This is a genomic window from Streptococcus sp. 27098_8_66, from assembly GCF_041431945.1.
GTDB classification, from domain to species: domain Bacteria; phylum Bacillota; class Bacilli; order Lactobacillales; family Streptococcaceae; genus Streptococcus; species Streptococcus dentalis.
On the sequence record NZ_JAPVYS010000002.1, the window covers coordinates 146,453 to 172,988 of the forward strand.

The window sequence follows — 26,536 nt, forward strand, 5'->3', positions numbered from 1 at the left end:
AATGGCTAAAGAACAAAAAGATATTACAACATTGGACGTTCAAATTGCAGAATTTATTCGCAGCCACAAGAAAAGCGGAACTGCAACAGATGATGAAATTAATGACCAATTGGTTATTCCATTCACGCTAGATGCAGATGGGATTGAAGATCTTTTGCAACGCATTCAAGATGCAGGGATTTCGATCACTGATAAAGACGGCAACCCAAGTGCGCGTGTGTTGAACAATGAAGAAGAGCCAGAGTTATCAGATGAGGAATTACTTGGAAGCAACTCTGCTAAGGTTAATGACCCCGTACGGATGTACTTGAAAGAAATTGGGGTTGTTCCTCTCTTGACCAATGAAGAAGAACAAGAATTGGCTATCTTGGTGGAACAAGGTGACTTGGAAGCTAAGCAACGTCTAGCAGAGGCCAACCTTCGTTTGGTTGTATCCATTGCGAAACGTTACGTTGGTCGTGGAATGCAATTTTTGGATTTGATCCAAGAAGGAAACATGGGCTTGATGAAGGCGGTTGATAAGTTTGACTATACCAAAGGGTTCAAGTTCTCTACTTATGCGACTTGGTGGATCCGTCAGGCCATCACTCGTGCTATTGCAGACCAAGCGCGTACCATTCGGATTCCTGTCCACATGGTGGAAACCATTAACAAGTTGGTGCGTGAACAACGCAATCTCTTACAAGAATTGGGACAAGACCCAACGCCTGAACAAATCGCTGAACGCATGGATATGACGCCAGACAAGGTGCGTGAAATCTTGAAGATTGCCCAAGAGCCTGTTTCTTTGGAAACGCCAATTGGGGAAGAAGACGATAGCCATTTGGGAGATTTTATCGAAGACGAAGTGATTGAAAATCCTGTAGACTACACCACTCGTGTGGTACTACGCGAACAATTGGATGAAGTCCTCGATACTTTAACAGACCGTGAAGAAAATGTTTTGCGTCTTCGTTTTGGTCTCGATGATGGGAAAATGCGGACCTTGGAAGATGTGGGCAAAGTCTTCAACGTGACCCGTGAACGGATCCGTCAGATCGAAGCCAAAGCCCTCCGCAAACTCCGCCACCCAAGCAGAAGCAAACCATTGCGTGACTTTATAGAGGATTAAAAAGACCCTGCGGATCTTTTTAACGGCCACCTAAAAACCAGAGAGTGGTCAGGTCCGGGGGACCTTTTTAACGGTCGCCTAGAAATGTAGAAGCGACCCAGGTCCGGGGGACATTTTTAACCCGAGCCAAGAAATTCTATCGAGAGTAAAATAGCAAAAAAGGAAGTCATATGGCATATACAACTGAGCAAATTGAAGCAATTAAAAATAAAATCTTAAATGCTTTGGAAGAGGTAATCGACCCTGAGCTTGGGATTGATATTGTCAATTTAGGTCTTGTCTACGAGATCCATTTTGACGGTGAAACTGGAGCAACCATCATTGATATGACCCTAACGACCATGGGATGTCCATTAGCGGATCTTCTGACAGATCAGATTCATGATGTTTTAGCAGAAGTGGAAGAAGTGACATCAGTGGATGTGAAGTTGGTCTGGTACCCTGCTTGGACGGTTGAAAAGATGAGCCGTTATGCACGGATCGCACTTGGAATTAGTTAAACATTCTATGCATCAAAACAAATCGGAGGTTAGGGATTTCCTAACCTCTGATTTGTTTACCCCTGTTTTTTGAACAACCATTTCAAAATTATTAGCAAATTTTCAGATAAAGTTGCAATCATCAAGGGGACAAGGTATAATAGCATAAATAGAAAATAAAGGAGATTTACATGAATCAGTATCCTTTGGTCTACTTGGACCATGTGACAAAGAATTATGGGCATGAAGTTGCTCTCATGGATGTTAGTTTGAACATCCAACCTGGCCGCATTATTGGCCTTTTGGGTCCCAATGGTAGTGGGAAAACAACCATCATTAAATTGATTAATGGTTTGTTGCAACCAAGCCTTGGAAATATCTATATTCATGGGCAATTACCTTCCCCAGCTTCTAAAAAAGTAGTTTCCTATTTGCCAGATACAACTTATCTGAATGAAAATATGAAAATTATTGATGCTATTAGCTATTTCCAAGATTTTTATGCAGATTTTAATGTCCAACGTGCTTACCAATTGCTCAACGATTTGCATTTGCAGCCAAATCAAAAATTGAACAGCCTTTCAAAAGGGAATAAGGAAAAAGTGCAATTGATTTTGGTGATGAGTCGTGAAGCTGACTTGTATGTTCTTGATGAGCCAATCGGTGGGGTTGATCCAGCGGCGCGTGATTATATTTTGCGGACCATCATTCAAAACAGACGTCCAAACTCTTCTGTCTTGATTTCTACTCACCTGATTGCGGATATTGAGCAAGTTTTGGATGAAGCTATTTTCATCAACCAAGGAAGAATTCTCTTGCATGAAAATACGACTGTTTTGCGCAATCAACACGGAAAATCTATCGATGAAATCTTCCGTGATCAATTCCGTGTTTATTAGGAGGACCTCATGTTTGGTAAATTATTAAAATACGAATTTAAGTCAACAAGTAAATGGTATCTGTTGATTACTTTGATCGCACTAGGTTTGTCAGTGATTACAGGTGTTATCGGTGGAAGTGCTACAAACGGTTTTGTGAATATGGAAACCAATAGTATGCAAATGATTACGGGGACCCTTGGGATTCTCATTTTTGGAGGAGTCATCGGTCTTTATCTGAGCAACTATTATATTATTATCCGTCGTTTCTATTCCAACTTATACGGACGTGAAGGTTACTTGACTTGGACCCTTCCAGCTAGCCCACATGCGATCATTTTGTCTAAATTTGTGGGAGCTTTAGTAGCGAGTCTTTACTGCCTATTCCTTCTATTTTTGAGTGGTTTTATCACAATTATTGTGATGGGCGCTGTCATTGGACAAGATCTCTCTCCTGTATTTAGTATTATTTCTGAGGCTTTTAGTCATTCTATTGCTTATTGGATGATCATCTGGTGGATTTTTACCACAGCTTCCGGAATTTTATTATTTTATGTATCGATCGCACTTGGTCAACTGTTCCAAAATCGTCGTGGATTTAAGGCTATTTTGTTTGGTTTTCTCTTGTGCCTTGTTTTAAGTATCATTGGTACAGCAGTCAATCCATTTAAAGATTCATATGCTGTCGTGTATGCATTGGTTTATGGAAATATTGATGAATTTGGAGTAAACTTCATTCCAGGTCTCATTTATGAAGTCATTAAGATTGTTTCTATGTACTTCACCATTCACTATATCAGCAAGTACAAGTTGAATCTTCAATAATAACAGTAAATTGAACAAGGAGCTTCCCGGTGGAAGCCTTCTTGTTCAATTTTTTTCTTTTGCATTTTTGGCTACATTTTGATATACTAATTGTATTCGTTTTGGGGTCGTTACGGATTCGACAGGCATTATGAGGCATATTTTGCAACTCATCTAGCGGATGTAAAACGCCAGTTAAATATAACTGCAAAAAATAATAATTCTTACGCTTTAGCTGCCTAAACACCAGCAGGCGTGACCCGATTCGAATTGCTCGTGTTTGATGACAGGTCTTAATTTTAGCGAGATACGATCTAGCTTGGTCTAGGAGATAGATAAGAGATTGATAGACTCGCAGGTACAGGGCTTGAGTTATGTGTCATGTAGCTGTTAAAAGAAGACATAACCTATGGTTGTAGACAAATATGCTGGCAGGTGTTTGGACGTGGGTTCGACTCCCACCGGCTCCATATTTTTTATTCATGGAAGATTACTCAAGAGGCTTAAGAGGCCGTGTTGGAAACGCGGTAGGCGTGTAAAAGCGTGCGTGGGTTCGAATCCCATGTCTTCCGTTGTTGAGACATCATTGTGTAGCAGTGGTGTTTTTTTGTACAAAAAAGAGTTCCAAAAATAGACAAGCGAGGGAGGAAAAAAAGTGATTGTACAGCTAGATACCAAATCAGTCTATACCTTTATGGAAAGCCTTGTGACCATAAAAGACTATGTCCAAGTGGCTAAAAGTATGGGGTATGGCGCATTGGGAATCATGGATGTAGATAATTTGTATGGTGCCTATGAATTTATCGAAGCCTGTCAGGCCCACAACCTCAGACCCTTGGTCGGTATAGAAATTGGACTAGAAGTAGACAATGAAACAATTCCGTTTCGGATGATGGCCTTGACAACGAAGGGCTACCAGAATCTGATGAAGATGTCGACCGTCAAAATGATGGGGAAAAACAATTGGGAGGATGTGAAGCACCTAACAGAAGGAGTAGCAGTTATTGTCCCAGCTCCTTTTGCTAGTAGAGACTTGCCGCTTGGTCTAGATTACTTCATCGGAGTTTTTGCGGATACGCCGGTCCAAGAGTTTAGCCCCCCTGTGCTCCCTCTTCATACTGTACGTTTTTTTGAGACTGGGGATGTGGAAGCCATGCAGATGCTGGCAGCCATCAAGGACAATCAAAGCTTGACAGAAACAGGGCAAATTGATCCTACAACAGTTCTAAAAACTCCTCAGGATTTAAAGAATGATTTTGCAGAGCGATTTCCGCAAGCCATCACAAATCTGGAAAAACTTGTCCAAGGGATTCAATATGATATTGACACCCAGTTGAAATTGCCTCGCTTCAATCCCCAGAAACCAGCTGTTGAGGAACTGAAAGAATTAGCTCAAGCGGGTCTCCTTCGAAAGAACTTGACCAGTCCGGTCTATCAAGAACGTCTGGAGCATGAATTAGACATTATTCACCAAATGGGCTTTGATGATTATTTCTTGATTGTCTGGGACCTTCTTCGTTTCGGACGGAGTCAAGGCTATTATATGGGAATGGGACGTGGGTCTGCTGTAGGCTCACTGGTAGCCTATGCCCTAGGAATTACAGGTATTGATCCTGTGGAGAAGAACCTCCTCTTTGAGCGCTTTTTAAATGTGGAGCGCTACACCATGCCGGATATTGATATTGATATTCCTGATATCTATCGTCCAGAATTTATCCGCTATGTGCGAGACCGTTACGGGAGTTACCATGCAGCTCAGATCGTGACCTTTTCAACCTTTGGGGCCAAACAAGCCATTCGAGATGTCTTTAAACGTTTTGGGCTACCAGAGTACGAATTGACCTCCATTACCAAGCGGATTGGGTTTAGGGATACACTGACGACAGCTTATGAACAGAATCTAGCTTTTCGACAAGTGATTCATAGCCGAGCAGAATTTGAGCGTGGCTTTGAAATTGCTAAAAGAATTGAAGGCCAACCAAGACAGACATCTATCCACGCGGCTGGGGTTGTGATGAGTGACCAGGATTTGACGGATCACATTCCTCTCAAGTACGGTGAAGATATGTTTGTCACTCAGTATGATGCCCATGCGGTTGAAGCTAATGGTCTGTTGAAGATGGACTTTTTGGGTCTGCGAAATTTAACCTTTGTTCAGAAAATGAAGGAAGCCGTCTATGAAAAGTACCAAGAAGAGATCGTGATTGAAGCCATTGATTTAGAAGATCCAGAAACCTTAGCCTTGTTTGCTGCTGGGGATACCAAGGGGATTTTCCAATTCGAACAGGCTGGAGCCATTCGCCTCTTGAGACGTGTGAGACCCAATCATTTCGAAGAAGTGGTAGCGACCACCTCTCTCAATCGTCCAGGCGCTAGTGATTACATTGATAATTTTGTCAAAAGAAAGCACGGCCAGGAAAAAGTTGAGATTTTGGATCCAGCTATTGAAGAAATCTTAAGGCCTACTTATGGGATCATGCTCTACCAAGAGCAGGTCATGCAGGTTGCCCAGCGTTTTGCAGGCTTTAGTCTAGGGAAAGCCGATATTTTACGTCGGGCCATGGGCAAAAAAAATGCGGCTGAAATGCATAAGATGGAAGACGATTTTGTCGCAGGTGCGCTTAAACTTGGTCATACGGAAGAAAAAGCCAAAGAGGTCTTTGCAATCATGGAAAAATTCGCAGGCTATGGGTTTAACCGTTCCCATGCCTATGCCTATTCTGCCTTGGCCTTTCAGATGGCCTATTTCAAGGTCCATTATCCAGATGTTTTCTTTGATGTCATGCTCAATTATTCGAGCAGCGATTATCTGGCAGATGCTCTCCAGTTTGATTTTAAAGTCGCGCCATTATCCATCAATACCATCCCTTACAGAGATAAGTTCCAGGATCGAAAAATCTACCGGGGAATGAAAAATATCAAGGGACTCCCAAGAGATTTAGCGTATTGGATCATTGATAATCGTCCCTTTGAAAGTGTCGAAGATTTCATTTTACGACTCCCCAATCAGTATCATAAATTGCCTTTGTTAACACCTTTAGTGGAGCTTGGATTATTCGACATTTTTGAAAAAAATAGGCGCAAGGTGCTTCACAATTTGCCGAATTTGTTTGTCTTTGCTGATGAGCTAGGAAGTTTGTTTGGGGATTCTAACTATTCCTGGACAGAAGCGGAAGACTTTAGCCAGGCTGAAAAATATGAGAAGGAAGAGGCCATTATTGGGATCGGGCTCAGTACTCACCCATTGGTTGCGATTGGGCAAACAAGTCCCTATGAGATCCAACCAATTTCTCAATTAGTTCAAGGAGAGCAGGCACGCATTCTCATTGAGGTACAAAACATTCGAACCATTCGAACCAAGTCGGGCGATCTCATGGCTTTCTTACAAGTCAGTGATACCAAGAAAAAATTGGATGTGACACTTTTCCCTGAAACCTACAATCGATTTTCCTCCTTGATAAAAGAAGGCGGCTTTTATTACTTGACAGGGAAGATACAAGAGCGTGATGGGCGCTTGCAGATGATTCTAGCAGAGGCGCAACTGGCAACCAATGAAAAGTTCTGGATCCAGTTGCTCGATCATCGTCAGGATAAAACGATTCTTTCTATCTTGAAAAAATATCCGGGCCCATATCCTGTGATATTACGCTATGAAGACGAGAAAAAAACTCTTCAATTGAAGGGCTATACAGTCCAGAAAAACAAAGAATTGGAAGATGAACTAAAGAATCTCGTTATGAAAACGATTTATCGGTAAAAACTGCGAAAAATACGAGAATTTTAGTCTTCTTTGTGTTATAATTACGTAGAATGTAAAAGAAAAAAAGGAGCAAACAACGAAATGAAACGTATTGCTGTTTTAACTAGTGGTGGAGATGCCCCTGGTATGAATGCTGCTATCCGTGCAGTTGTTCGTCAAGCAATTTCTGAAGGAATGGAAGTTTTTGGTATCTACGATGGATACGCAGGTATGGTTGCTGGTAAAATTCAGCCCCTTGACGCCTCATCTGTTGGAGATATTATTTCCCGTGGTGGTACCTTCCTTCATTCAGCACGTTACCCTGAATTCGCACAACGCGAAGGTCAATTAAAAGGGATCGAGCAATTGAAGAAACACGGGATCGAAGGTGTTGTCGTTATTGGTGGAGATGGTTCTTACCATGGTGCGATGCGCTTGACTGAACTTGGATTCCCAGCTGTTGGTCTTCCTGGTACGATCGACAACGATATTGTCGGAACTGATTTTACAATTGGTTTTGATACTGCAGTCACAACTGCAATGGATGCGATCGATAAGATCCGTGATACTTCATCTAGTCACCACCGTACTTTCGTTATCGAAGTGATGGGACGTAACGCTGGAGATATCGCTCTTTGGGCAGGGATTGCATCTGGTGCAGATGAAATCATCATTCCTGAAGAAGGATTCAAGATCGAAGATGTTGTTGAGAGCATCAAAGAGGGTTACGCAAAAGGTCGTACCCACAACATCATCATCTTGGCTGAAGGCGTGATGTCTGCAGATGAATTTGGTAAAGCTTTGAAAGCGGCTGGTGATGAAAGCGACCTTCGTGTAACTGAGCTTGGTCACATCCAACGTGGTGGTTCACCTACTGCGCGTGACCGTGTTCTTGCTTCACGTATGGGAGCACACGCTGTTAAATTGCTGAAACAAGGAATCGGTGGTGTAGCCGTTGGTATCCGTAATGAAAAAATGGTTGAAAACCCAATCCTTGGTAAAGCAGAAGAAGGAGCCCTCTTTAGCTTGACAGAAGATGGTAAGATTGTAGTAAACAATCCACATAAAGCTGATCTTGGTCTTGCCGAGTTGAACCGTAGCTTGTCTTCAATCTAATTGTATTTTATAAATTCGTTAACCTTGTCTTAAAAAGACAGATATATTTAAAAAGGAGTCATATATATCATGAACAAACGTGTAAAAATCGTTGCAACTTTGGGTCCTGCGGTAGAAATCCGTGGTGGTAAAAAATTTGGTGAAGATGGATACTGGGGTGAAAAACTTGACGTTGAAGCTTCAGCTAAAAACATTGCTAAATTAATTGAAGCAGGAGCTAACACTTTCCGTTTCAACTTCTCACACGGTGACCACCAAGAACAAGGTGAACGTATGGCAACTGTTAAACTTGCAGAAAAACTTGCAGGTAAAAAAGTTGGTTTCCTTCTTGATACTAAAGGACCAGAAATCCGTACTGAATTGTTCGAAGGTGAAGCTAAAGAGTATTCATACAAAACTGGTGAAAAAATCCGTGTTGCAACTAAACAAGGAATCAAATCTACTCGTGAAGTGATTGCTTTGAATGTTGCTGGTGGACTTGACATCTTTGATGACGTTGAAGTTGGACACCAAGTATTGGTTGACGATGGTAAATTGGGTCTTCGCGTTGTAGAAAAAGACGCTGCAAAACGTGAATTTGTCGTTGAAGTTGAAAACGATGGTATCATCGCTAAACAAAAAGGTGTCAACATCCCTAACACTAAAATTCCTTTCCCTGCTCTTGCTGAACGTGATAACGCTGATATCCGCTTCGGTCTTGAACAAGGTATCAACTTCATCGCGATCTCATTCGTACGTACTGCAAAAGACGTAAATGAAGTTCGTGCAATCTGTGAAGAAACTGGTAACGGTCACGTTCAATTGTTTGCGAAGATCGAAAACCAACAAGGTATCGATAACTTGGACGAAATCATTGAAGCTGCTGATGGTATCATGATTGCTCGTGGTGACATGGGTATCGAAGTGCCATTTGAAATGGTTCCAGTTTACCAAAAAATGATCATCACTAAAGTAAACGCTGCTGGTAAAGTTGTTATCACTGCAACAAACATGCTTGAAACAATGACTGAAAAACCACGTGCAACTCGTTCAGAAGTATCAGACGTATTCAACGCTGTTATCGACGGAACTGACGCTACAATGCTTTCAGGTGAGTCTGCAAATGGTAAATACCCACTTGAGTCAGTTACAACAATGGCTACAATCGATAAGAACGCTCAAACTCTTCTTAACGAATACGGACGTTTGAACTCAGATTCATTTGAACGTAACTCTAAGACAGAAGTTATGGCTTCAGCAGTTAAAGATGCTACAAACTCAATGGACATCAAATTGGTTGTAACTCTTACTAAGACTGGTCACACAGCACGTTTGATTTCTAAATACCGTCCAAATGCTGATATCTTGGCATTGACATTTGACGAATTAACAGAACGTGGATTGATGTTGAACTGGGGTGTTATCCCAATGTTGACAGAAGCTCCATCATCAACTGATGACATGTTTGAAATTGCTGAACGTAAAGCAGTTGAAGCAGGTCTTGTACAATCTGGTGACGATATCGTTATCGTTGCAGGTGTGCCACTTGGAGAAGCTGTTCGTACTAACACAATGCGTATCCGTACAGTACGTTAATAGACAATTTGATCTGAAAGCCTTGCTGGTTGGTCCGAAAGGATTGACCACGAGGTTTTTCTTTTTTTGTTTAGTGTGTTGACAAGAATTCTCACTAACGCTTACTTTCTCTTTTTTAAAGATTAAAAACATGGTATAATAAATAAAAAGGAAGGGAGACATACATGCCAAGGAGAGATTTAATTAGAAATGTCATCATCGTCGGTGTACTGGTTTTAGCACTGGTTTTGCTTCGAATCTTTGTATTCCATCCATTTAATATCAATGATAAGATGGCCAATGCTTCTGTGAAAAATGGAGATCTTGTGGTCGCGACTAGAAATGCTCAGGTAGATCGCAGTGATTTGGTCTTATACAAGGTTGGTGGAAAAGAATACCTTGGTCGTGTCATTGCCAAAGAAAACGACGAAGTCAGCTACGTAGATGACGTCCTCTATTTAAATGGACAGGCAACACCAGAACCTTACCTAAATAAAATGCTGAATAAACACTTAGCGGCTCCTACGAGTAATGGGTATTATACGGATGATTTCTTCTTATCAGAGTTAAAAGGGACCAAGGCTGGTCGTGTACCATCCGATACTTATCTAGTCTTAAATGATAACCGTGGGGATACAGAAGATAGTCGTGAGTTTGGTTATATCCATAAAAATCAGATCGAAGGGGTTGTGAATCTGCGTCTCTATCCTCTTAATAAATTTGGATTTATAAAAGTAGAAGAATAGCCGAAAGGCTATTTTTTCTTACAAAAAAACTACTGCAGAAAGGAATTGCAGTAGCTTTTATTCTGGTTGGATTGAGGTAAAGAGTTCTATTTTTCTTGTTTACTGGTAATTTGGTGAAAGACCTTTTGCCAGTGTTCATGACGCCGCCAGAGACTGGTATGGATCTGGTTATTTAACTCATAGCGAATCAACTTAGTCTTTTGACTAATGGATTCGATCTCGAAATTCTTAAAAGGAATCTGATGTTCTTCCTGCAAACGGACCAGGTCCTCTTTGTGGCTTTCTTGACCATACTCATTGATGAGGGTGAAGTTGTCTGCTAGGAGGGTTTGGTATTCCTGCTGAGCCTGCAAGCGTTCTTCATAGGTCTTTAATTTGAGAAGGACATTATCCAAAATTTCATCTTCTGGGATAGAACTTGGCTCCACATGGACATCGATATCAAAGACGCCAAACTGTTCCTTGAGAAGGCGCTCGACCTCTTCGGTAATCGCATGGCTCTCATAAACAGAGAGGTCTGGATTCATTTCGATGACGACATCCAGGTAGATATTGCTTCCGTAGGTCCGTCCCCGTTGGGATTTGACCCGGCTAACCTTTGGCAATTCCAGAATGGCAGCCTTATATTTATCCAATAGACTTTCATCAAAACCATCAGAGAGGCTGAAGGAGGATTCAATGAAAATATCGTAGGCAGTTTTTAGGATAAAGAAGGTGATGACGATGGCTGCCAATTGGTCTACAATGGGGTAGTTGAGAGCGCTAGCCCCAATCGCAACTGAAGTTCCCAAGGAAGTAACCACGTCAGAGAGGTTATCTTTAGCAGCTGCCTTGAGGGCCTTGGATTGGGCTTTCTTAGCTAAGGTGCGGTTATAGAGGTAGACCGCAAACATAACCAGGGCCGAGCCGACTCCGACAATGGCCCCTAAAGGATCAATAACAGTGGTTTCTCTACTGAGGATTTTCTGAACAGTATCTCGTAGGACATCAAAGCCCACATAAAACATGATGATGGACGTCACCAGACTAGCTAGATCTTCAATCTTCCAATGACCGAACCGGTGGTCGCGGTCAGCTGGCTGGCGGGCTAAGCGAATGCCAATGAGAAGGGCGACATTGCTGATAATATCGGATAAGTTATTAAAACCATCCGCGACCAAACTGGAGGAGTGAAGAAGATGGCCTGTTGCTAATTTAGCTGCGGAAAGAATCAGGTAGGCGACAATACTGATCAGGGCTCCACGTTCGGCTAGTTTTAAATTACTTTGTGATTGATTCACTGATAACTCCTCCAGACTTCTGTAGATTTCCTCCTAAGGGACAAACTTGGATCGTTGTTGATGAGGAAATATTCGTTCTTCTTAAGGCTTTATTATAGCTTTTTTGAGTTCAAAATTCAAATGATGCCAACTGTTTCCAAAAGGAGAAAGGATGAAAATGTGGTATAATAGAACGATTGAATGAATGAGGAGTATGAGATGAATCCTTTATTGAATGGTATGAATGATCGCCAAGCAGAGGCGGTCCAAACGACAGAAGGTCCCCTCTTGATCATGGCGGGGGCTGGTTCTGGTAAGACACGTGTCTTGACCCACCGCATCGCTTACTTGATCGATGAAAAAATGGTCAATCCTTGGAATATTTTGGCCATTACCTTTACCAATAAAGCCGCTCGGGAGATGAAGGAGCGGGCTTATCAATTGAATCCAGCCACCCAAGATTGCTTGATTGCGACCTTCCACTCCATGTGTGTGCGCATCCTTCGCCGAGATGCGGATCATATTGGCTACAATCGCAATTTTACCATTGTAGATCCAGGAGAACAACGGACCTTGATGAAGCGGATCTTGAAGTCCTTGAACTTGGATCCTAAAAAATGGAATGAACGGACAATCTTGGGGACTATTTCCAATGCCAAAAATGACCTGATCGATGAAGTGGCCTACGCCGCCCAGGCTGGCGATATGTACACCCAGATCGTCGCCAAGTGCTATGAGGCTTACCAAAAGGAACTCCGTCAGTCAGAAGCAGTGGACTTTGATGATTTGATCATGCTGACCTTGCGTCTTTTTGATCAGCATCCAGATGTGCTGACCTATTACCAGCAGAAGTTCCAATACATCCACGTAGACGAGTATCAAGATACCAACCATGCCCAATACCAGTTGGTCAAACTCTTGGCTTCACGCTTTAAAAATATCTGTGTCGTTGGGGATGCGGACCAGTCTATTTATGGCTGGCGGGGAGCAGATATGCAGAATATCCTGGACTTTGAGAAGGATTATAAGGAAGCTAAGGTCGTTTTGTTGGAGGAAAATTATCGTTCCACTAAAACTATCCTGCAAGCAGCCAATGATGTCATCAAAAACAATCGCCACCGCCGTCCGAAGAATCTCTGGACACAAAATGAAGACGGGGAAGATATTGTTTATTATCGGGCTAATGACGAGCAGGATGAAGCAGTCTTTGTTGCTAAAACCATTGAAGAGCTCAGTCGCGAAGCTGGCTACAAGCACCGTGATTTTGCTGTTCTCTACCGAACCAATGCCCAGTCACGGACCATTGAAGAAGCGCTGCTCAAGTCCAACATTCCCTACACCATGGTGGGAGGCACCAAGTTCTACAGCCGGAAGGAAATTCGGGATGTCATTGCTTATCTGAACTTGATTGCCAACCTCAGTGACAATATCAGTTTTGAGCGCATTATCAATGAACCCAAGCGGGGAATCGGGCCAGGTACAGTGGATAAGATTCGTGACTTTGCCCAAATGCAAGAGTCTTCACTCCTGGATGCTTCAGCCAATATCATGCTCTCAGGCATCAAAGGAAAGGCCGCTCAAGCCATCTGGGACTTTGCCAATCTCATTCTTGATTTGAGAGAAAGATTGGACCAGCTCACCATTACAGAGTTGGTCGAAGAAGTCCTTGACAAGACAGGTTATATGACAGCCCTAACCAATCAGGGAAATTTGGAAAGTCAGGCCCGCATCGAGAATATCCAAGAGTTCCTATCTGTTACCAAGAATTTTGATGAAAATGGAGAGACCGTCGAAGACGAATCAGGTGTGGAAACCTTGAGTCGTTTCTTGAACGATTTGGCCTTGATTGCCGATACAGACGATGGGGCCCAAGAAACTTCAGAAGTCACCTTGATGACTCTTCATGCAGCCAAGGGATTGGAGTTCCCGGTCGTCTTCTTGATTGGAATGGAAGAAAATGTCTTTCCTCTTAGTCGTGCAGCAGAGGATCCAGATGAATTGGAGGAAGAACGTCGCTTGGCTTATGTGGGGATCACGCGGGCAGAGAAGGTTCTCTTCTTGACCAATGCCAACTCTCGTTTGCTCTTTGGACGGACCAGCTACAACCGTCCGACGCGTTTCATCAATGAAATTAGCTCGGATTTATTGACCTACCAAGGATTAGCCCGTCCAGTTAATACCAGCTTTAAGGCTTCTTATAGCAATGGAAGCGGAACGACATTTGGAAAAGGCATGAGCCTGTCTCAAGCCCTTCAAGAGCGCAAGAGACAAGCATCCCCAAGTGCTCTCACGTCATCAAGCCTACCTTTTGGTAATAGTAACCGAGCTGCTGCTAAAGAAAGCGTCGCTTGGTCCATTGGTGATATTGCCATTCACAAGAAGTGGGGAGAAGGAACTGTGCTTGAAGTATCTGGTAGTGGCAACACCCAAGAGCTCAAGATCAACTTCCCAGAAGTGGGTCTCAAGAAACTCTTGGCCAGTGTCGCGCCGATTGAGAAGAAATAAACTAAAGCCAGTAAGCTAAGTCCACTGTTTCAGATTATAAATAAGCAACATCTTTTCAGAAATCTAAAGTTATTACTGAATGAGACTATTGAAAAAAATATTTTGGAACTAGTGCAAAATAGATTGAGACTTTTCGCCGTGAGGAAAGCATCAGAAACGCATTAGTTTCTGGTGCTCGGTAGATTTGAGACGAAAGGCTCAAATCTAAGGTATGGAATCCCAAAGGGAGTCGCTACCGTCCGTCCTCACCTAAGGAAAGTCTCTATAAAAGAATGAATATTTACTTAAAACCAGCAAGCTTCGTTTGTTGGTTTTGATTTTACTGGTGGCATGATATAATATACTAAGAATAGAGAAAGAGGCATACTATGAACGAAATCAAGTGTCCCAACTGTGGGGAAGTCTTTACAGTCAATGAAAGTCAATACAGCGAACTCTTGTCACAGGTACGGACAGCAGAGTTTGACAAGGAAATTCATGAGCGAATTCGGCAAGAGTTGGCTTTAGCAGAGCAAAAGGCCCTTAATGAGCAGCAAGAGAAGTTAGCAAAGAAGGATCAAGAAATTGCTCAGTTACAAAACCAGATTCAACAGTTTGATACTGAAAAAGAATTGGCTAAAAAAGAGGTGGAGCAAACAGCTAGCCAAAGCTTGCTAGAGAAAGAAAAAGAAGTGCAAGCACTGGAGAATCAATTGGCCACCTTGCGCTTGGAGCATGAGAACCAGTTGCAAAAGACGCTTTCTAATTTGGAGAAGGAGCGTGATCAGGTACAAAACCAATTACTCCTTCAAGAGAAGGAAAATGAACTGTCCCTAGCTTCTGTCAAGCAAAACTACGAAGCCCAGCTTAAGGCAGCCAATGAACAGGTCGAGTTCTACAAGAATTTTAAGGCCCAACAGTCGACCAAGGCCATCGGGGAAAGTCTGGAACAGTATGCGGAAAGTGAATTCAACAAGGTTCGCAGTTTTGCCTTTCCAAATGCCTATTTTGAAAAGGACAACAAGGTCTCTGCACGTGGGTCTAAAGGCGACTTTATTTTCCGCGAGTGCGATGAAAATGGGGTGGAGATTATCTCCATTATGTTCGAGATGAAGAATGAAGCTGACGGGACAGAGAAGAAGCATAAGAATGCGGATTTCTACAAGGAATTGGACAAGGACCGTCGAGAAAAGAACTGTGAGTATGCGGTTTTAGTGACCATGCTTGAAGCAGATAACGACTACTTTAACACAGGGATTGTCGATGTCAGCCACGAGTATGAGAAGATGTATGTCGTCCGTCCTCAGTTCTTTATCCAGATCATTGGGCTCCTGCGTAATGCGGCCCTTAATTCCCTTAAATACAAGCAGGAATTGGCGCTTGTCCGTGAACAAAATATTGATATTACCCACTTTGAAGAGGACCTAGATGCCTTTAAAGTAGCCTTTGCTAAGAACTACAATTCGGCTTCTGTCAACTTTGGCAAGGCTATCGATGAAATCGACAAAGCCATCAAGCGGATGGAAGAAGTCAAGAAATTCTTGACCACATCAGAAAACCAACTTCGGCTCGCTAACAACAAATTGGATGATGTTTCCGTTAAAAAATTGACTCGGAAGAATCCAACCATGAAGGCTAAGTTTGATGCTCTGAAAGGAGAATAATCTTTGTATTCAGCAAAGAACGCTACCTTGTCCATGAATGGTAAAACCATGGACTATGTGACATTTGGAAAAGGAAAGGACCCTCTAGTAATTATACCAGGCTTGGGGGATGGGTTACAGACCGTTAAAGGAAAGGCACAGCTCTTTTCTCTCTCGTATCGTCTACTTGCTAAGCGATATAAGATCTATGTTTTTTCTCGAATCAATGAGCTGAGACAGGGCTATAAGACGCGGGATATGGCAGCAGATGTGGCAGAAGCAATGGAGGTATTGAATATTACCAGTGCCTATGTTATGGGGATTTCACAAGGTGGAATGATTGCTCAATGGCTAGCTGTAGATTTCCCTGAAAAGGTTCAAAAGCTCATCTTAGCTGTGACCACTGCAAAGCCTAGTCAACTTGCTAGAGAGCGAATTGAGCATTGGCAAAAGCTTAGTCAATCTGGAAATTTTAATCATCTCATGCTGGATATTGCAAAGCATTCCTATACGCAAAAGAGCTATCAAAAGTCGAGGTTGCTTTATAATATCATAGGTCGCTTGGGACGAATCAAAGATGAGAAACGAATTGCTATTCAGTCTCAGTCTTGCCTGGAACATAATAGCCTTGAGGTCTTAAAAGAAATTCAGTGTCCAACCTTGGTCCTTGGTGCGCTTGAAGATGATGTGATTGGTGTGGACGGATCCAAGGAACTGGCAAGAGCGATTTCGGGTTGTCAGCTCCTTATTCTAAAGCATTCTGGGCATGCTCTTTATGAAGAAAATAAAGCATTTCAAGAGGCTGTCTGTGAATTCTTAAACTAAAAAAAGCTGGAATATTTTCCAGCTTTTTTATGTTAGTTAAATCGCAAAGAGATCGTTTAGGTTTTCTGCCATGGTTGGGTGGGTAAAGATTTGTTTTGCAATGTAAGTATAAGGGATATTGTTGTCCATGGCCATGGTGATCTGGTTGATGATTTCGCCTGCAGCTTCTCCAAAGAGTGTCACTCCAAGAATTTCTTTAGTTTCTGGGTTGACCACGGCTTTGAAGGCACCTCGAAGGTCTGCATTGACATGTCCACGAGGCATGGCAGCAACTGGCAATTCTTTAACAGCAACTGGAAGTCCTTTGTCACGTGCTTCTTGCTCGGTCAAGCCGACTTGGGCAAGTGGAGGAGCAATAAAGAGTGTTGTCGCATAATTTCTACGAGTTTCAAGATTGTAGCTACCATCGCCTGTAAGATAGTTGATGACAATGCGGAAGTCATCGAGTGACATGTAGGTGAATTGAGGGCCACCATTGACATCGCCAACTGCAAAGACACCAGGGACGCTGGTTTCTAAATGACGGTTGACTTGGATCGCTCCACGATCAGTGACTTGGATGTCTGTGTTTTCAAGACCAAGTCCAGTTGCGTTTGGCTTACGTCCTGTTGCGTAGAGAAGGATATCGAACTCAAAGTCTCCCTTATCTGTGACAACCGTTAAGCTATTTTGGCCATCTTTGATTTCTTGGGTATGAACGCCTTGCAAGAATTGAATACCGTCTTCTTCAAGGTAGCTTTTTGCAAGAGCTGCAATACTTGGCTCGATCCGTGGCAAGAACGTGTCCGCAGCATCCAATACTGTTACTTGGCTACCCAAGGTATTGTAGAGATGAGCAAATTCCAATCCGATTGGTCCACCACCAAGGACACCGAGGCGTTTAGGTAGGTTTTCCAAACGTTGAATACCGGTTGAATCCACAGCAAATTTACTTTCAGCCAATCCTGGGATTGGAAGGATTGTTGGCACAGCACCAGTATTGATAATAATGGTTTCAGCTGTCAATTCTTCTTTTTCATCTCCAGCTTGAATTTCGATGACCTTGTTAGAAACAAAACGAGCAGTTGCATCGATAATGTCTACACCAGTTCCAGCAATAGTTGCGTAGTTCTTGCCATTGAGACGAGTAGTGACTGCATTTTTCTCATTCATGGCTTGCTCAAAATCCAAGCCTTTTTCTGCTGCAACAATCAAGGTCTTGGTTGGAATACAAGCGATATTGATACAAGTACCACCGTACATAGACTTGCTCTTTTCAATCAGAGCAACTTTTTTTCCTTGGCTTGATAATTTCGCTGCAAGTGTTTTACCAGCTTTACCAAATCCAATCACAATAACATCATACATTAACATATGTTACACCTTCTTTCGGTTTCTATTGTATCAAACCCATTTTAAAAAGTCTGAAATCTGCTACGGGATTTTTTTGAAGCTCATGAGAAGGGGGAAAGAGGGACAAGACGTCTCGTTTCGTGGTATAATAAAGGGTCGGTTACCCGGATGGTCACACAAGAGTTAGAAAGAGCAAATCAGATGGACGGAATTATCAATGTAAAAAAAGAAGCAGGCATGACCTCACATGATGTGGTCTTTAAACTGCGAAAAATCTTAGGAACTAAGAAGATCGGCCATGGGGGAACGCTGGATCCAGATGTGGTGGGAGTGCTTCCGATTGCAGTTGGAAAGGCGACCCGGATGGTCGAATTCATGCAAGATGAAGGCAAGGTCTATGAGGGAGAAATCACTTTGGGATTTTCTACCACGACGGAGGATGCCAGTGGTGAAGTCGTAGAGCGGACCCCAGTGGAAGCCCCTTTAGATGCAGGAGAGGTGGACCGCATGATTGCCCAAATGGTGGGAGAAATCGAGCAAGTACCACCTATGTATTCCGCGGTCAAGGTCAATGGACGTAAGCTCTATGAATATGCGCGGGCAGGAGAAGAAGTGGAACGCCCTGTCCGACAGGTAACCATTTATGAATTCACGCGCACCAGTGAGATTAGCTATGAAGAAAGTCTAGCCCGTTTTCGTTTCCGGGTTAAATGCAGTAAGGGCACCTATATCCGGACCTTGTCGGTGGACCTTGGTCAGAAACTGGGCTACGCAGCCCATATGTCTCATCTGACACGGACCAGTGCTGCCGGTTTGTCACTGGAAGATGCCCTGACCTTAGAAGAAGTGGCTGAAAAAGTAGCACAAGGAGATTTGAGCTTCCTTCACCCACTTGAAATTGGCACCGGGGATCTGGAAAAAGTAGAGCTGACAGTAGAAGAGGTCGGCGAAGTCCAAGTGGGACGCTTTATTCCAGTTGAGAGTGACTCCAAAGAGTTAGCTGCTTTTTACCAAGGAAAATTGGTAGCAATTTTAGAAAAAAGAGAAGAACTTTACAAACCTCGAAAAGTCTTTCTAACAGAAAGTGTGTTACAATAAATTCATGAATATTCGTACGATTTCTACTGCTAACCAGATCCATTTGGAGAATGAGACAGTTTTGGTTCTGGGCTACTTTGATGGCCTGCATCTGGGGCATCAAGAACTCTTTAAAAAGGCGCGTCAGATAGCGGATGAAAAAGTCTTGAAGGTCGCTTTGTTAACCTTTCCTGAATCTCCTAAGTTAGCCTTTGTTCGCTACCAACCAGAATTACTACTTCATTTGCAGAGCCCTGAGGATCGGTTCCAAAAATTAAACGAACTAGGAGTGGATGAGCTCTTTCTCATTGATTTTACGACCGATTTTGCTTCTAAAACAGCGAAAGAATTTGTCGATCAATTTGTCAAAGCCTTGAGAGCCCGAGTTTTAATTGCTGGATTTGATTATAGTTTAGGCTCTGATAAGAAAACGGCCTCTGACTTAGCTGCTTATTTTGATGGTCAAGTGGAAGTCATTTCTCCTGTATTGGATCAGGGTGAAAAGATTAGTTCAACCCGCATTCGTCAAGCTATCCTAGAAGGACGCGTCCAAGAAGCTGCCCGTCTACTTGGTCACCCTTTATCCAGTCGAGGAATCGTCGTGCATGGGGATGCGCGTGGTCGCACCATTGGCTATCCTACCGCCAATTTAGCACCGATTGACCGAACCTATCTCCCATCAGATGGGGTTTATGTAGTTGATGTCGATTTTAAAGGGCAGACCTACCGTGGGATGGCTTCTGTCGGAAAAAATGTCACCTTTGATGGGAAAGAGCTTCGTTTCGAAGTCAATCTCTTTGATTTTTCTGGAGATATCTACGGTCATACCTTGACCATTCGCTGGTTAGATAAGATTCGAGAAATGGTCAAATTCGATGGGATCGATCAACTAGTGGCGCAACTAGAAGAAGATGAAGCAGTTTCACGAAACTGGACCAAGGATTAGGAACTTTCCTAATCCTTTTCTTGGTGCCTCTTCTTGGGAAAAATGAAAGGGATTTCTTTTTTCCACTGAAATTCAGAAAAATCGTCGAGAAATCAAAAAAGCGCTTTTCAAGCACCTAATTTTTTTGTATAATAGAGTCAGATAGTTATATATAAAAAAGAAGTGAACCACATGATTACATTATTTTTATCGCCGAGTTGTACATCATGTCGAAAAGCTCGGGCTTGGTTAAAAAAGCACGATGTTCCATTTAAAGAACACAATATTATGACAAGTCCTTTGAGCAAACAGGAGTTGACAAGTATATTGGCCTTGACCGAAAACGGAACAGACGACATTATTTCAACTCGTTCAAAAATTTTTCAAAAATTGGATGTTGATGTTGAAGATTTATCCATCTCAGCTTTGATCCGTCTGATTGAGGAAAATCCAAGTCTCTTGCGGAGACCGATTATTTTAGATAACAAACGTATGCAGATTGGCTTTAACGAAGATGAAATTCGGGCTTTCTTGCCACGGAGTTATCGCAAACAAGAGTTACGCTCTGCCACTCTAAGAGCAGAAATAAACTAAGAAGTATGTCGAATGCAAAAAAATTATAGTTACCCACTGGACTTATCGTGGAGCACTGAAGAGCTTGCTTCAGTGCTTTCTTTTTTCAATAAAGTTGAAGAAGCTTATGAAAGTAAGGTAGAGGCCAAAGAATACATGGAAGCCTACCGCGCTTTTAAGAAGGTCGTACCTAGTATCGGAGAAGAAAAGCGTCTTGGACGGGAGTTCGAAGAAGTGAGCGGTTATTCTCTCTATCGTGCGACCCAGACTGCAAAGCAAAAAGAGGAAGGATGGTTTTCTCTTGAAGAATAAATTAGAGTTTGCCAAACAAATCGTTTTAGAGGCTGGAGACTACTTGCGTCTTCATCTCCATGATGACTTGATGATCTCAAAAAAGACTGGGCCGACAGATTTAGTCACCCAGATGGACCAACAGGTTCAAAAGGATTTGGTTGAAAAAATCACACATCGCTACCCAGAAGATCGGATTTTTGCGGAGGAAAATGGCCTTCGTTCACCGATTTCAGAAGGATCCGTTTGGGTGATTGATCCTATTGATGGGACCAATAATTTTGTGACCCAAAAGGAAGATTTTGCGGTGATGGTGGCCTATTTTGAAGACGGAATTGGTCAGTTTGGCCTGATCTACGATGTGATGCGGGATCACCTTTTTTACGGGGGTGGAGAATTCCCTGTTTATCGCAATGAGGTTGAACTGACGCCCTTTGTGGACCAACCTCTGGAAAACCTTTTGATTGCTTCAAATGTCGGTATGCTTGAGAAAAATGACTGGGGCATGGCCGATCTTGGTATAGATTCCCTGGGCATTCGGGTCTACGGAAGTGCCGGTATTAGTTTTTCAAAAATTCTCTCAGGTGGCATTCTAGCCTATTTTAGCTATATCTGGCCCTGGGATTATGCCGCAGCTGCGATCATGGGGGAACAGTTGGGCTATACCGTTTTAAATCTAAATGGAGATAAACCTAATTACCAGTCAGTGGAACCCATTATGATGGTTCCAAAAGTGAAGTTAACAGAAATTCAAACCTATCTTAAGAAAGGGAGAAGTTAAATGAATTTTCCCAATGGTTTTAAAGAAAAATACCAGCATCTTCTAGGTGAGGATGCTGCTGCTTTTTTTGCGACCTTTGAGCAAGAAGCAGTATCGGCCTTTCGGACTAATCCTTTGAAAGAAACTCAAAAAGCATTTGATGATCCGATTCCCAATACCCCTTGGGGACATTATGGAAAGGTCTCAGGAAAATCCATCGAGCACGCAACGGGCTTGGTCTATTCGCAAGAGCCAGCAGCTCAGATAGTGGCCCAAGTCGCCCAGCCTAAGCCAGGAATGAAGGTCTTAGACTTGGCCGCAGCTCCTGGTGGAAAGACCACCCAGCTCTTGTCTTATTTGGACAATCAGGGACTCTTGGTCTCCAATGAAATCCACAAGGGTCGTTCGAAAATTCTTGTAGAGAATGTAGAACGCTTTGGTGCGCGAAATGTGCTGGTGACCAATGAGTCTGCCGATCGTCTGGCCAAAGTTTTCTCAGGCTTTTTTGATCTGATTGTACTAGACGCCCCGTGTTCAGGTGAGGGGATGTTCCGTAAGCAACCAGATGCCATGGACTATTGGTCCATCGATTATCCTCGAGAGTGTAGTCTTCTTCAAAGAGAAATTCTAGAGGATGCTCTCAAGATGTTGGTTCCAGGTGGTTCCTTGGTTTATTCAACCTGTACCTGGGCTCCTGAGGAAAATGAAGAGATCGTATCCTGGCTCTTAGATAATTTTGATCTAGAACTGGAAACGATCGAGAAGATCAATGGTATGGCAGAAGGCATTGACCATCCAGAAACGGCGCGCATGTATCCTCATCTCTTTAAAGGGGAGGGACAATTTGTTGCTAAGTTCCGTTATCTAGGAGAGAATCGTCCTGCCAAAATCCCTTCCAAAAAGGACCAATTATCTGCGGAGCAAAAGAAATGGTGGCAGGAGTTTGCTAAGAAACATTTGAAGATCACTCTAGAAGGTGTCCTCGAAACCTTTGGTGACGAACTCTACTTGGTTCCACTTGGTTTACCAGATTTGCGCAAAGTAAAAATCGCCCGAAATGGCTTGCACCTAGGGACCTTCAAGAAAAATCGATTTGAACCTAGTTTTGCCCTTGGTCTTGCTCTGAAACCGAGTGAAGTCAAAGAGACTGTTTCGATCACGCCTGAGGACTTTGTTCATTATGTGGCGGGAGAGACGGTCCAATTGAAGGAAACGCATCCAAATGGATGGTACCAGGTCCTGGTTGAAGGCAATGGTTTGGGTTTTGCCAAAGTGACCGGACAGACCCTAAAAAATTTCTATCCAAAGGGGCTTCGTTTTAGGTAAAATGCTGGGCAAAGAACCCGTTCTATGATATAGTGGAAGTACAGGTTTTTTTGAAAAAAACTTGTCAAAATCATAAGTGAAATAGTGAAATATCAAGGAGACATGATTTGAAAAAGTCTAAAAAGCTGATCCTAGGACTAGCGACGATCGCATTAGCAGGAAGTTTATCTGCTTGTGCTTCTTGGATCAATCGCGGAGAATCCATCACTGCTGTCGGATCGACTGCCTTACAACCCTTGGTTGAAGGAGTAGTAGATCGCTACATTGAAGAACATCCTGGTAAGATTGTAAATGTACAAGGAGGAGGTTCTGGTACAGGACTTTCACAAGTTCAATCTGGCGCTGTAGATATTGGAAATAGTGACTTGTTTGCGGAGGAAAAATCTGGGATTGATGCCTCTAGTTTGGTCGACCATCAGGTAGCCGTAGCAGGGACAGCCATCATTGCCAATAAAAATATCTCAATCGACAATTTGACAACAGAGCAATTGCGAAAGATCTTTACGGGTGAATATACCAACTGGAAGCAATTGGGAGGTCCAGATCTTGAAATCACGATTGTGAACCGAGCGGTTGGTTCTGGTAGCCGTGCTGTCTTTGATGCCATTATCATGGATGGCAAACAACCCAAGCAGGCCCAAGAGCAAGACTCTAATGGAATGGTGAAAAACATCGTTTCTCAAACGCCAGGAGCCATCTCGTATCTGGCCTTTACCTACTTGGATAGCAGTGTCAAAACCATGAAGCTTAACGGTTATGAACCAACCAAAGCCAATGTTGTCAACAATAACTGGCCAATCTGGTCTTATGAACACATGTATACCAAAGGAAAACCCAATGAGTTGTCTAAAAAATTCATTGACTACATGATGACCGATGAGATCCAGCAAAAAGTTGTTGGCAAGATGGGCTATATCCCAATCAATGATATGAAAGTCACCCGTGATTTAAAAGGGAATGTGACAAAAAAATAAAAGAATTAGGTAAAAAATGAACGAAGTAGCAAAAAAAATGCTGACGAAATCAAAAAACTCCCGCCTAGAAAAATTTGGGAAAACCATTACCTTTCTATGTATGAGTTTGATTGTTGTGGTCGTTGCCATGATTTTGATTTTCGTGGCCCAAAAAGGTTTATCGACTTTCTTTGTCAATAAAGTCAATATCTTTAGTTTTCTATTTGGGAGCTCTTGGAATCCTGCTGCAAAGGAATTCGGAGCCCTACCAATGATTCTAGGTTCCTTTATTGTAACCTTGCTTTCTGCCCTCTTGGCAACGCCGTTTGCCATTGGTGCAGCAGTTTTCATGACAGAAGTCTCTCCTAAAGGAGCTCGTTTCTTACAACCAGCGATTGAGCTCTTAGTGGGGATTCCTTCAGTTGTTTATGGATTTATTGGCCTTCAAGTGGTCGTCCCATTTACGCGTAGTCTCTTTGGAGGGACTGGTTTTGGGATTCTCTCAGGGGTCTTTGTCCTCTTTGTTATGATCCTGCCAACTGTCACCTTTATGACGACCGATAGCCTCCGAGCTGTGCCCCGTCATTACCGGGAAGCTAGTATGGCCATGGGTGCGACACGCTGGCAAACGATTTGGCATGTCACGCTCAAGGCAGCCCGCTCAGGAATCTTTACAGCGGTTGTCTTTGGTATGGCGCGTGCCTTCGGGGAAGCCTTGGCTATCCAGATGGTGGTCGGAAACTCTGCAGTGGTACCAACCTCGCTCACTACACCAGCTTCCACCCTCACCTCTATTTTGACCATGGGAATCGGAAATACCGTCATGGGTACGGTCAATAACAATGTTCTTTGGTCACTCGCCTTGGTATTGCTCCTCATGAGTCTTGCCTTTAACAGTGTGATTAAACTGATTACGAAAGAAAGAGGTAAGAAGAACTATGCACGCTAAACGAATGGATAAAATTGCCACAGGAGTGCTGTATGCTATTTCAGGGATCATCGTTGCGATTCTTGCCTCATTGATCCTTTATATCTTGGTCCGTGGCTTGCCCCATGTATCCTGGCACTTCTTGACTGGGAAATCTTCTTCTTACCAAGCAGGAGGAGGGATCGGAATTCAATTGTATAATTCCTTCTTCCTCTTGGTCATTACCTTGGTGATTTCCTTCCCACTTTCTCTTGGGGCTGGGATTTACCTCTCTGAGTACGCCAAAAAAGGGCGTTTGACCAATTTGGTTCGTACCTGTATTGAGATCTTGTCTTCTTTGCCATCTGTCGTTGTAGGTCTCTTTGGTTACTTGGTCTTCGTTGTCCAGTTCAAATACGGATTTTCGATCATTTCAGGGGCCTTGGCCTTGACCGTCTTTAACCTGCCACAGATGACTCGCAATATCGAAGATAGCTTGCAGCACGTCCACCATACACAGCGCGAAGCAGGTCTAGCATTGGGCTTGTCTCGCTGGGAAACTGTGATTCATGTCGTGGTACCAGAAGCTCTTCCAAGTATTATCACTGGGGTCGTCTTGGCCTCAGGACGTATCTTCGGGGAAGCTGCTGCCTTGATCTATACAGCAGGTCAATCGGCTCCAGCTCTTGATTGGTCAAACTGGAATATCTTTAGTGTGACTAGTCCGATTTCGATCTTCCGTCAGGCTGAAACCTTGGCTGTCCATATCTGGAAGGTCAACAGTGAAGGAACTATTCCAGACTCGATCGAAGTCTCAGCCGGTTCTGCCGCCGTTCTTTTGATCTTTATCTTGATCTTTAACTTTGGAGCGCGCAAACTCGGAAGTTACCTCCATAAAAAACTAACATCTGCTTAAAGGAGAAGAAATGTCAAAATACAATTGGGATGAGAGACACATCATTACTTTTCCTGAAGAAAAGGTGGTCCTATCGACCAAAGATTTGCATGTCTATTATGGAACGAACGAGTCCATTAAAGGCGTCGACATGCAGTTTGAAAAGAATAAGATTACAGCCTTGATCGGTCCTTCAGGATCTGGGAAATCAACCTATCTCCGTAGTTTGAACCGGATGAATGATACCATCGATATTGCGCGTGTAACGGGTGAAATTTGGTATGAAGGAATCGATGTCAATCGTCCAGATATCAATGTTTATGAAATGCGCAAGCACATTGGGATGGTTTTCCAACGACCCAATCCTTTTGCCAAATCAATATACAAAAATATCACCTTCCCTCATGAACGTGCTGGGGTGAAAGACAAGAAGATCTTGGACGAATTGGTCGAAACTTCTTTGAAACAGGCAGCCCTATGGGATCAGGTCAAGGATGATCTTCACAAATCAGCTCTAACGCTTTCAGGTGGTCAACAGCAACGACTTTGTATCGCGCGGGCTATCTCGGTGAAGCCGGATATCCTACTCATGGATGAGCCAGCTTCAGCGCTTGATCCGATCGCAACAGCGCAATTAGAAGAAACCATGCTGGAGCTGAAGAAAGATTACACCATTGTCATCGTGACCCACAGCATGCAACAAGCAGCGCGTGCTAGTGATTATACCGGTTTCTTTTATCTTGGAAACCTCATCGAGTACGATAAGACCTCGAATATTTTCCAAAATGCGAAATTGCAATCGACCAACGATTATGTATCGGGTCACTTTGGATAAAGTAATATGACAACAAAAAGGAAA

At 43.0% G+C, this 26,536-nt stretch carries 23 protein-coding genes, 1 tRNA gene and 1 other RNA gene; 23 read left to right on the forward strand and 2 right to left on the reverse strand.

Annotated elements, in window-relative coordinates:
* Position 1: 1 nt before the first annotated feature.
* The 10 genes from rpoD to lepB all read left to right on the forward strand — a co-directional run bounded on the left by rpoD (position 2) and on the right by lepB (position 10,427).
* Positions 2 to 1,111, forward strand: a complete 1,110-nt coding sequence (gene rpoD, locus O3642_RS02685; protein ID WP_003003251.1) for an RNA polymerase sigma factor RpoD — start codon at positions 2 to 4, stop codon at positions 1,109 to 1,111.
* A 170-nt stretch (positions 1,112 to 1,281) separates the two neighbouring features.
* Complete coding sequence (locus tag O3642_RS02690; protein WP_003003687.1) at positions 1,282 to 1,611, forward strand: metal-sulfur cluster assembly factor; 330 nt, start codon at positions 1,282 to 1,284, stop codon at positions 1,609 to 1,611.
* Between the two features lie 170 nt (positions 1,612 to 1,781).
* On the forward strand, positions 1,782 to 2,489 hold the full coding sequence (locus tag O3642_RS02695; RefSeq protein WP_003003284.1) for an ABC transporter ATP-binding protein: 708 nt from the start codon (positions 1,782 to 1,784) through the stop codon (positions 2,487 to 2,489).
* A 9-nt stretch (positions 2,490 to 2,498) separates the two neighbouring features.
* On the forward strand, positions 2,499 to 3,293 hold the full coding sequence (locus tag O3642_RS02700) for a hypothetical protein (protein WP_003003331.1): 795 nt from the start codon (positions 2,499 to 2,501) through the stop codon (positions 3,291 to 3,293).
* 103 nt (positions 3,294 to 3,396) lie between these two features.
* Positions 3,397 to 3,745: a transfer-messenger RNA gene (gene ssrA, locus O3642_RS02705) on the forward strand.
* An 11-nt stretch (positions 3,746 to 3,756) separates the two neighbouring features.
* Positions 3,757 to 3,844, forward strand: a tRNA-Ser gene (locus O3642_RS02710).
* A gap of 83 nt (positions 3,845 to 3,927) precedes the next feature.
* Positions 3,928 to 7,029: a DNA polymerase III subunit alpha gene (locus O3642_RS02715; RefSeq protein ID WP_371605341.1), complete on the forward strand. Its 3,102-nt coding sequence runs from the start codon at positions 3,928 to 3,930 to the stop codon at positions 7,027 to 7,029.
* A gap of 84 nt (positions 7,030 to 7,113) precedes the next feature.
* The gene (pfkA, locus tag O3642_RS02720) at positions 7,114 to 8,127 is read left to right on the forward strand and encodes a 6-phosphofructokinase (RefSeq protein ID WP_003003668.1); all 1,014 of its coding nucleotides are present in this window, start codon (positions 7,114 to 7,116) and stop codon (positions 8,125 to 8,127) included.
* A 69-nt stretch (positions 8,128 to 8,196) separates the two neighbouring features.
* Entirely contained in the window at positions 8,197 to 9,702 is a 1,506-nt protein-coding gene (pyk, locus tag O3642_RS02725; RefSeq protein WP_003003616.1) for a pyruvate kinase, read from the forward strand.
* Between the two features lie 164 nt (positions 9,703 to 9,866).
* Complete coding sequence (gene lepB, locus O3642_RS02730; protein WP_155125693.1) at positions 9,867 to 10,427, forward strand: signal peptidase I; 561 nt, start codon at positions 9,867 to 9,869, stop codon at positions 10,425 to 10,427.
* Between the two features lie 86 nt (positions 10,428 to 10,513).
* Here lepB and O3642_RS02735 read toward each other — a convergent pair whose 3' ends face one another.
* Positions 10,514 to 11,707 (reverse strand): cation diffusion facilitator family transporter, encoded by a 1,194-nt coding sequence (locus O3642_RS02735; RefSeq protein WP_371605342.1) that lies wholly within the window; start codon positions 11,705 to 11,707, stop codon positions 10,514 to 10,516.
* A gap of 198 nt (positions 11,708 to 11,905) precedes the next feature.
* Between O3642_RS02735 and pcrA the strand changes: the two genes are divergently transcribed.
* The 3 genes from pcrA to O3642_RS02750 all read left to right on the forward strand — a co-directional run bounded on the left by pcrA (position 11,906) and on the right by O3642_RS02750 (position 16,638).
* Positions 11,906 to 14,191, forward strand: coding sequence for a DNA helicase PcrA (gene pcrA, locus O3642_RS02740; protein WP_045760174.1), 2,286 nt, complete (start codon positions 11,906 to 11,908; stop codon positions 14,189 to 14,191).
* A 368-nt stretch (positions 14,192 to 14,559) separates the two neighbouring features.
* The gene (locus tag O3642_RS02745) at positions 14,560 to 15,834 is read left to right on the forward strand and encodes a DUF2130 domain-containing protein (protein WP_201037173.1); all 1,275 of its coding nucleotides are present in this window, start codon (positions 14,560 to 14,562) and stop codon (positions 15,832 to 15,834) included.
* Between the two features lie 3 nt (positions 15,835 to 15,837).
* The gene (locus O3642_RS02750) at positions 15,838 to 16,638 is read left to right on the forward strand and encodes an alpha/beta fold hydrolase (RefSeq protein ID WP_371605343.1); all 801 of its coding nucleotides are present in this window, start codon (positions 15,838 to 15,840) and stop codon (positions 16,636 to 16,638) included.
* 36 nt (positions 16,639 to 16,674) lie between these two features.
* Here O3642_RS02750 and O3642_RS02755 read toward each other — a convergent pair whose 3' ends face one another.
* Positions 16,675 to 17,991 (reverse strand): FAD-containing oxidoreductase, encoded by a 1,317-nt coding sequence (locus O3642_RS02755; RefSeq protein WP_371605344.1) that lies wholly within the window; start codon positions 17,989 to 17,991, stop codon positions 16,675 to 16,677.
* 180 nt (positions 17,992 to 18,171) lie between these two features.
* Here O3642_RS02755 and truB point away from each other — a divergent pair, with 180 nt between their 5' ends.
* The 10 genes from truB (at position 18,172) to pstB (ending at position 26,512) form a co-directional block, all read left to right on the forward strand.
* A complete protein-coding gene (gene truB / locus O3642_RS02760; RefSeq protein ID WP_173018863.1) occupies positions 18,172 to 19,068 on the forward strand; it encodes a tRNA pseudouridine(55) synthase TruB in 897 nt (298 codons plus the stop codon).
* 4 nt (positions 19,069 to 19,072) lie between these two features.
* Complete coding sequence (locus tag O3642_RS02765) at positions 19,073 to 19,993, forward strand: bifunctional riboflavin kinase/FAD synthetase (RefSeq protein ID WP_371605345.1); 921 nt, start codon at positions 19,073 to 19,075, stop codon at positions 19,991 to 19,993.
* Positions 19,994 to 20,164: 171 nt separating this feature from the next.
* The gene (locus O3642_RS02770) at positions 20,165 to 20,566 is read left to right on the forward strand and encodes a Spx/MgsR family RNA polymerase-binding regulatory protein (RefSeq protein ID WP_021152971.1); all 402 of its coding nucleotides are present in this window, start codon (positions 20,165 to 20,167) and stop codon (positions 20,564 to 20,566) included.
* Between the two features lie 12 nt (positions 20,567 to 20,578).
* Positions 20,579 to 20,857, forward strand: a complete 279-nt coding sequence (locus O3642_RS02775; RefSeq protein WP_031577056.1) for a UPF0223 family protein — start codon at positions 20,579 to 20,581, stop codon at positions 20,855 to 20,857.
* Complete coding sequence (locus tag O3642_RS02780; RefSeq protein WP_371605346.1) at positions 20,847 to 21,617, forward strand: inositol monophosphatase family protein; 771 nt, start codon at positions 20,847 to 20,849, stop codon at positions 21,615 to 21,617. The genes O3642_RS02775 and O3642_RS02780 overlap by 11 nt, the downstream gene beginning before the upstream one ends.
* The gene (locus tag O3642_RS02785; RefSeq protein ID WP_371605347.1) at positions 21,618 to 22,922 is read left to right on the forward strand and encodes an RsmF rRNA methyltransferase first C-terminal domain-containing protein; all 1,305 of its coding nucleotides are present in this window, start codon (positions 21,618 to 21,620) and stop codon (positions 22,920 to 22,922) included.
* Positions 22,923 to 23,029: 107 nt separating this feature from the next.
* Positions 23,030 to 23,896 (forward strand): phosphate ABC transporter substrate-binding protein PstS family protein, encoded by an 867-nt coding sequence (locus tag O3642_RS02790; protein ID WP_049490904.1) that lies wholly within the window; start codon positions 23,030 to 23,032, stop codon positions 23,894 to 23,896.
* Positions 23,897 to 23,912: 16 nt separating this feature from the next.
* Positions 23,913 to 24,824, forward strand: coding sequence for a phosphate ABC transporter permease subunit PstC (gene pstC, locus O3642_RS02795; RefSeq protein ID WP_014713132.1), 912 nt, complete (start codon positions 23,913 to 23,915; stop codon positions 24,822 to 24,824).
* Complete coding sequence (gene pstA / locus O3642_RS02800; RefSeq protein ID WP_003006597.1) at positions 24,814 to 25,698, forward strand: phosphate ABC transporter permease PstA; 885 nt, start codon at positions 24,814 to 24,816, stop codon at positions 25,696 to 25,698. The genes pstC and pstA overlap by 11 nt, the downstream gene beginning before the upstream one ends.
* A gap of 10 nt (positions 25,699 to 25,708) precedes the next feature.
* Positions 25,709 to 26,512 carry a phosphate ABC transporter ATP-binding protein PstB gene (pstB, locus tag O3642_RS02805; RefSeq protein WP_003006600.1) on the forward strand — a complete coding sequence of 268 codons (804 nt, stop codon included), beginning with the start codon at positions 25,709 to 25,711 and terminating at the stop codon, positions 26,510 to 26,512.
* Positions 26,513 to 26,536: the final 24 nt, after the last annotated feature.

Excerpts from the sequence above, each read along its gene's own strand:
- O3642_RS02755 (WP_371605344.1), bottom strand. The coding sequence starts at position 17,991 with ATGTTAATGTATGATGTTATTGTGATTGGATTTGGTAAAGCTGGTAAA.
- O3642_RS02690 (WP_003003687.1), top strand. The coding sequence starts at position 1,282 with ATGGCATATACAACTGAGCAAATTGAAGCAATTAAAAATAAAATCTTA.
- pfkA (WP_003003668.1), top strand. The coding sequence starts at position 7,114 with ATGAAACGTATTGCTGTTTTAACTAGTGGTGGAGATGCCCCTGGTATG.
- truB (WP_173018863.1), top strand. The coding sequence starts at position 18,172 with ATGGACGGAATTATCAATGTAAAAAAAGAAGCAGGCATGACCTCACAT.
- O3642_RS02770 (WP_021152971.1), top strand. The coding sequence starts at position 20,165 with ATGATTACATTATTTTTATCGCCGAGTTGTACATCATGTCGAAAAGCT.
- O3642_RS02695 (WP_003003284.1), top strand. The coding sequence starts at position 1,782 with ATGAATCAGTATCCTTTGGTCTACTTGGACCATGTGACAAAGAATTAT.
- pstB (WP_003006600.1), top strand. The coding sequence starts at position 25,709 with ATGTCAAAATACAATTGGGATGAGAGACACATCATTACTTTTCCTGAA.
- pstA (WP_003006597.1), top strand. The coding sequence starts at position 24,814 with ATGCACGCTAAACGAATGGATAAAATTGCCACAGGAGTGCTGTATGCT.
- O3642_RS02775 (WP_031577056.1), top strand. The coding sequence starts at position 20,579 with ATGCAAAAAAATTATAGTTACCCACTGGACTTATCGTGGAGCACTGAA.
- O3642_RS02785 (WP_371605347.1), top strand. The coding sequence starts at position 21,618 with ATGAATTTTCCCAATGGTTTTAAAGAAAAATACCAGCATCTTCTAGGT.
- pcrA (WP_045760174.1), top strand. The coding sequence starts at position 11,906 with ATGAATCCTTTATTGAATGGTATGAATGATCGCCAAGCAGAGGCGGTC.
- pyk (WP_003003616.1), top strand. The coding sequence starts at position 8,197 with ATGAACAAACGTGTAAAAATCGTTGCAACTTTGGGTCCTGCGGTAGAA.
- O3642_RS02765 (WP_371605345.1), top strand. The coding sequence starts at position 19,073 with ATGAATATTCGTACGATTTCTACTGCTAACCAGATCCATTTGGAGAAT.
- O3642_RS02700 (WP_003003331.1), top strand. The coding sequence starts at position 2,499 with ATGTTTGGTAAATTATTAAAATACGAATTTAAGTCAACAAGTAAATGG.
- lepB (WP_155125693.1), top strand. The coding sequence starts at position 9,867 with ATGCCAAGGAGAGATTTAATTAGAAATGTCATCATCGTCGGTGTACTG.
- O3642_RS02745 (WP_201037173.1), top strand. The coding sequence starts at position 14,560 with ATGAACGAAATCAAGTGTCCCAACTGTGGGGAAGTCTTTACAGTCAAT.
- rpoD (WP_003003251.1), top strand. The coding sequence starts at position 2 with ATGGCTAAAGAACAAAAAGATATTACAACATTGGACGTTCAAATTGCA.
- pstC (WP_014713132.1), top strand. The coding sequence starts at position 23,913 with ATGAACGAAGTAGCAAAAAAAATGCTGACGAAATCAAAAAACTCCCGC.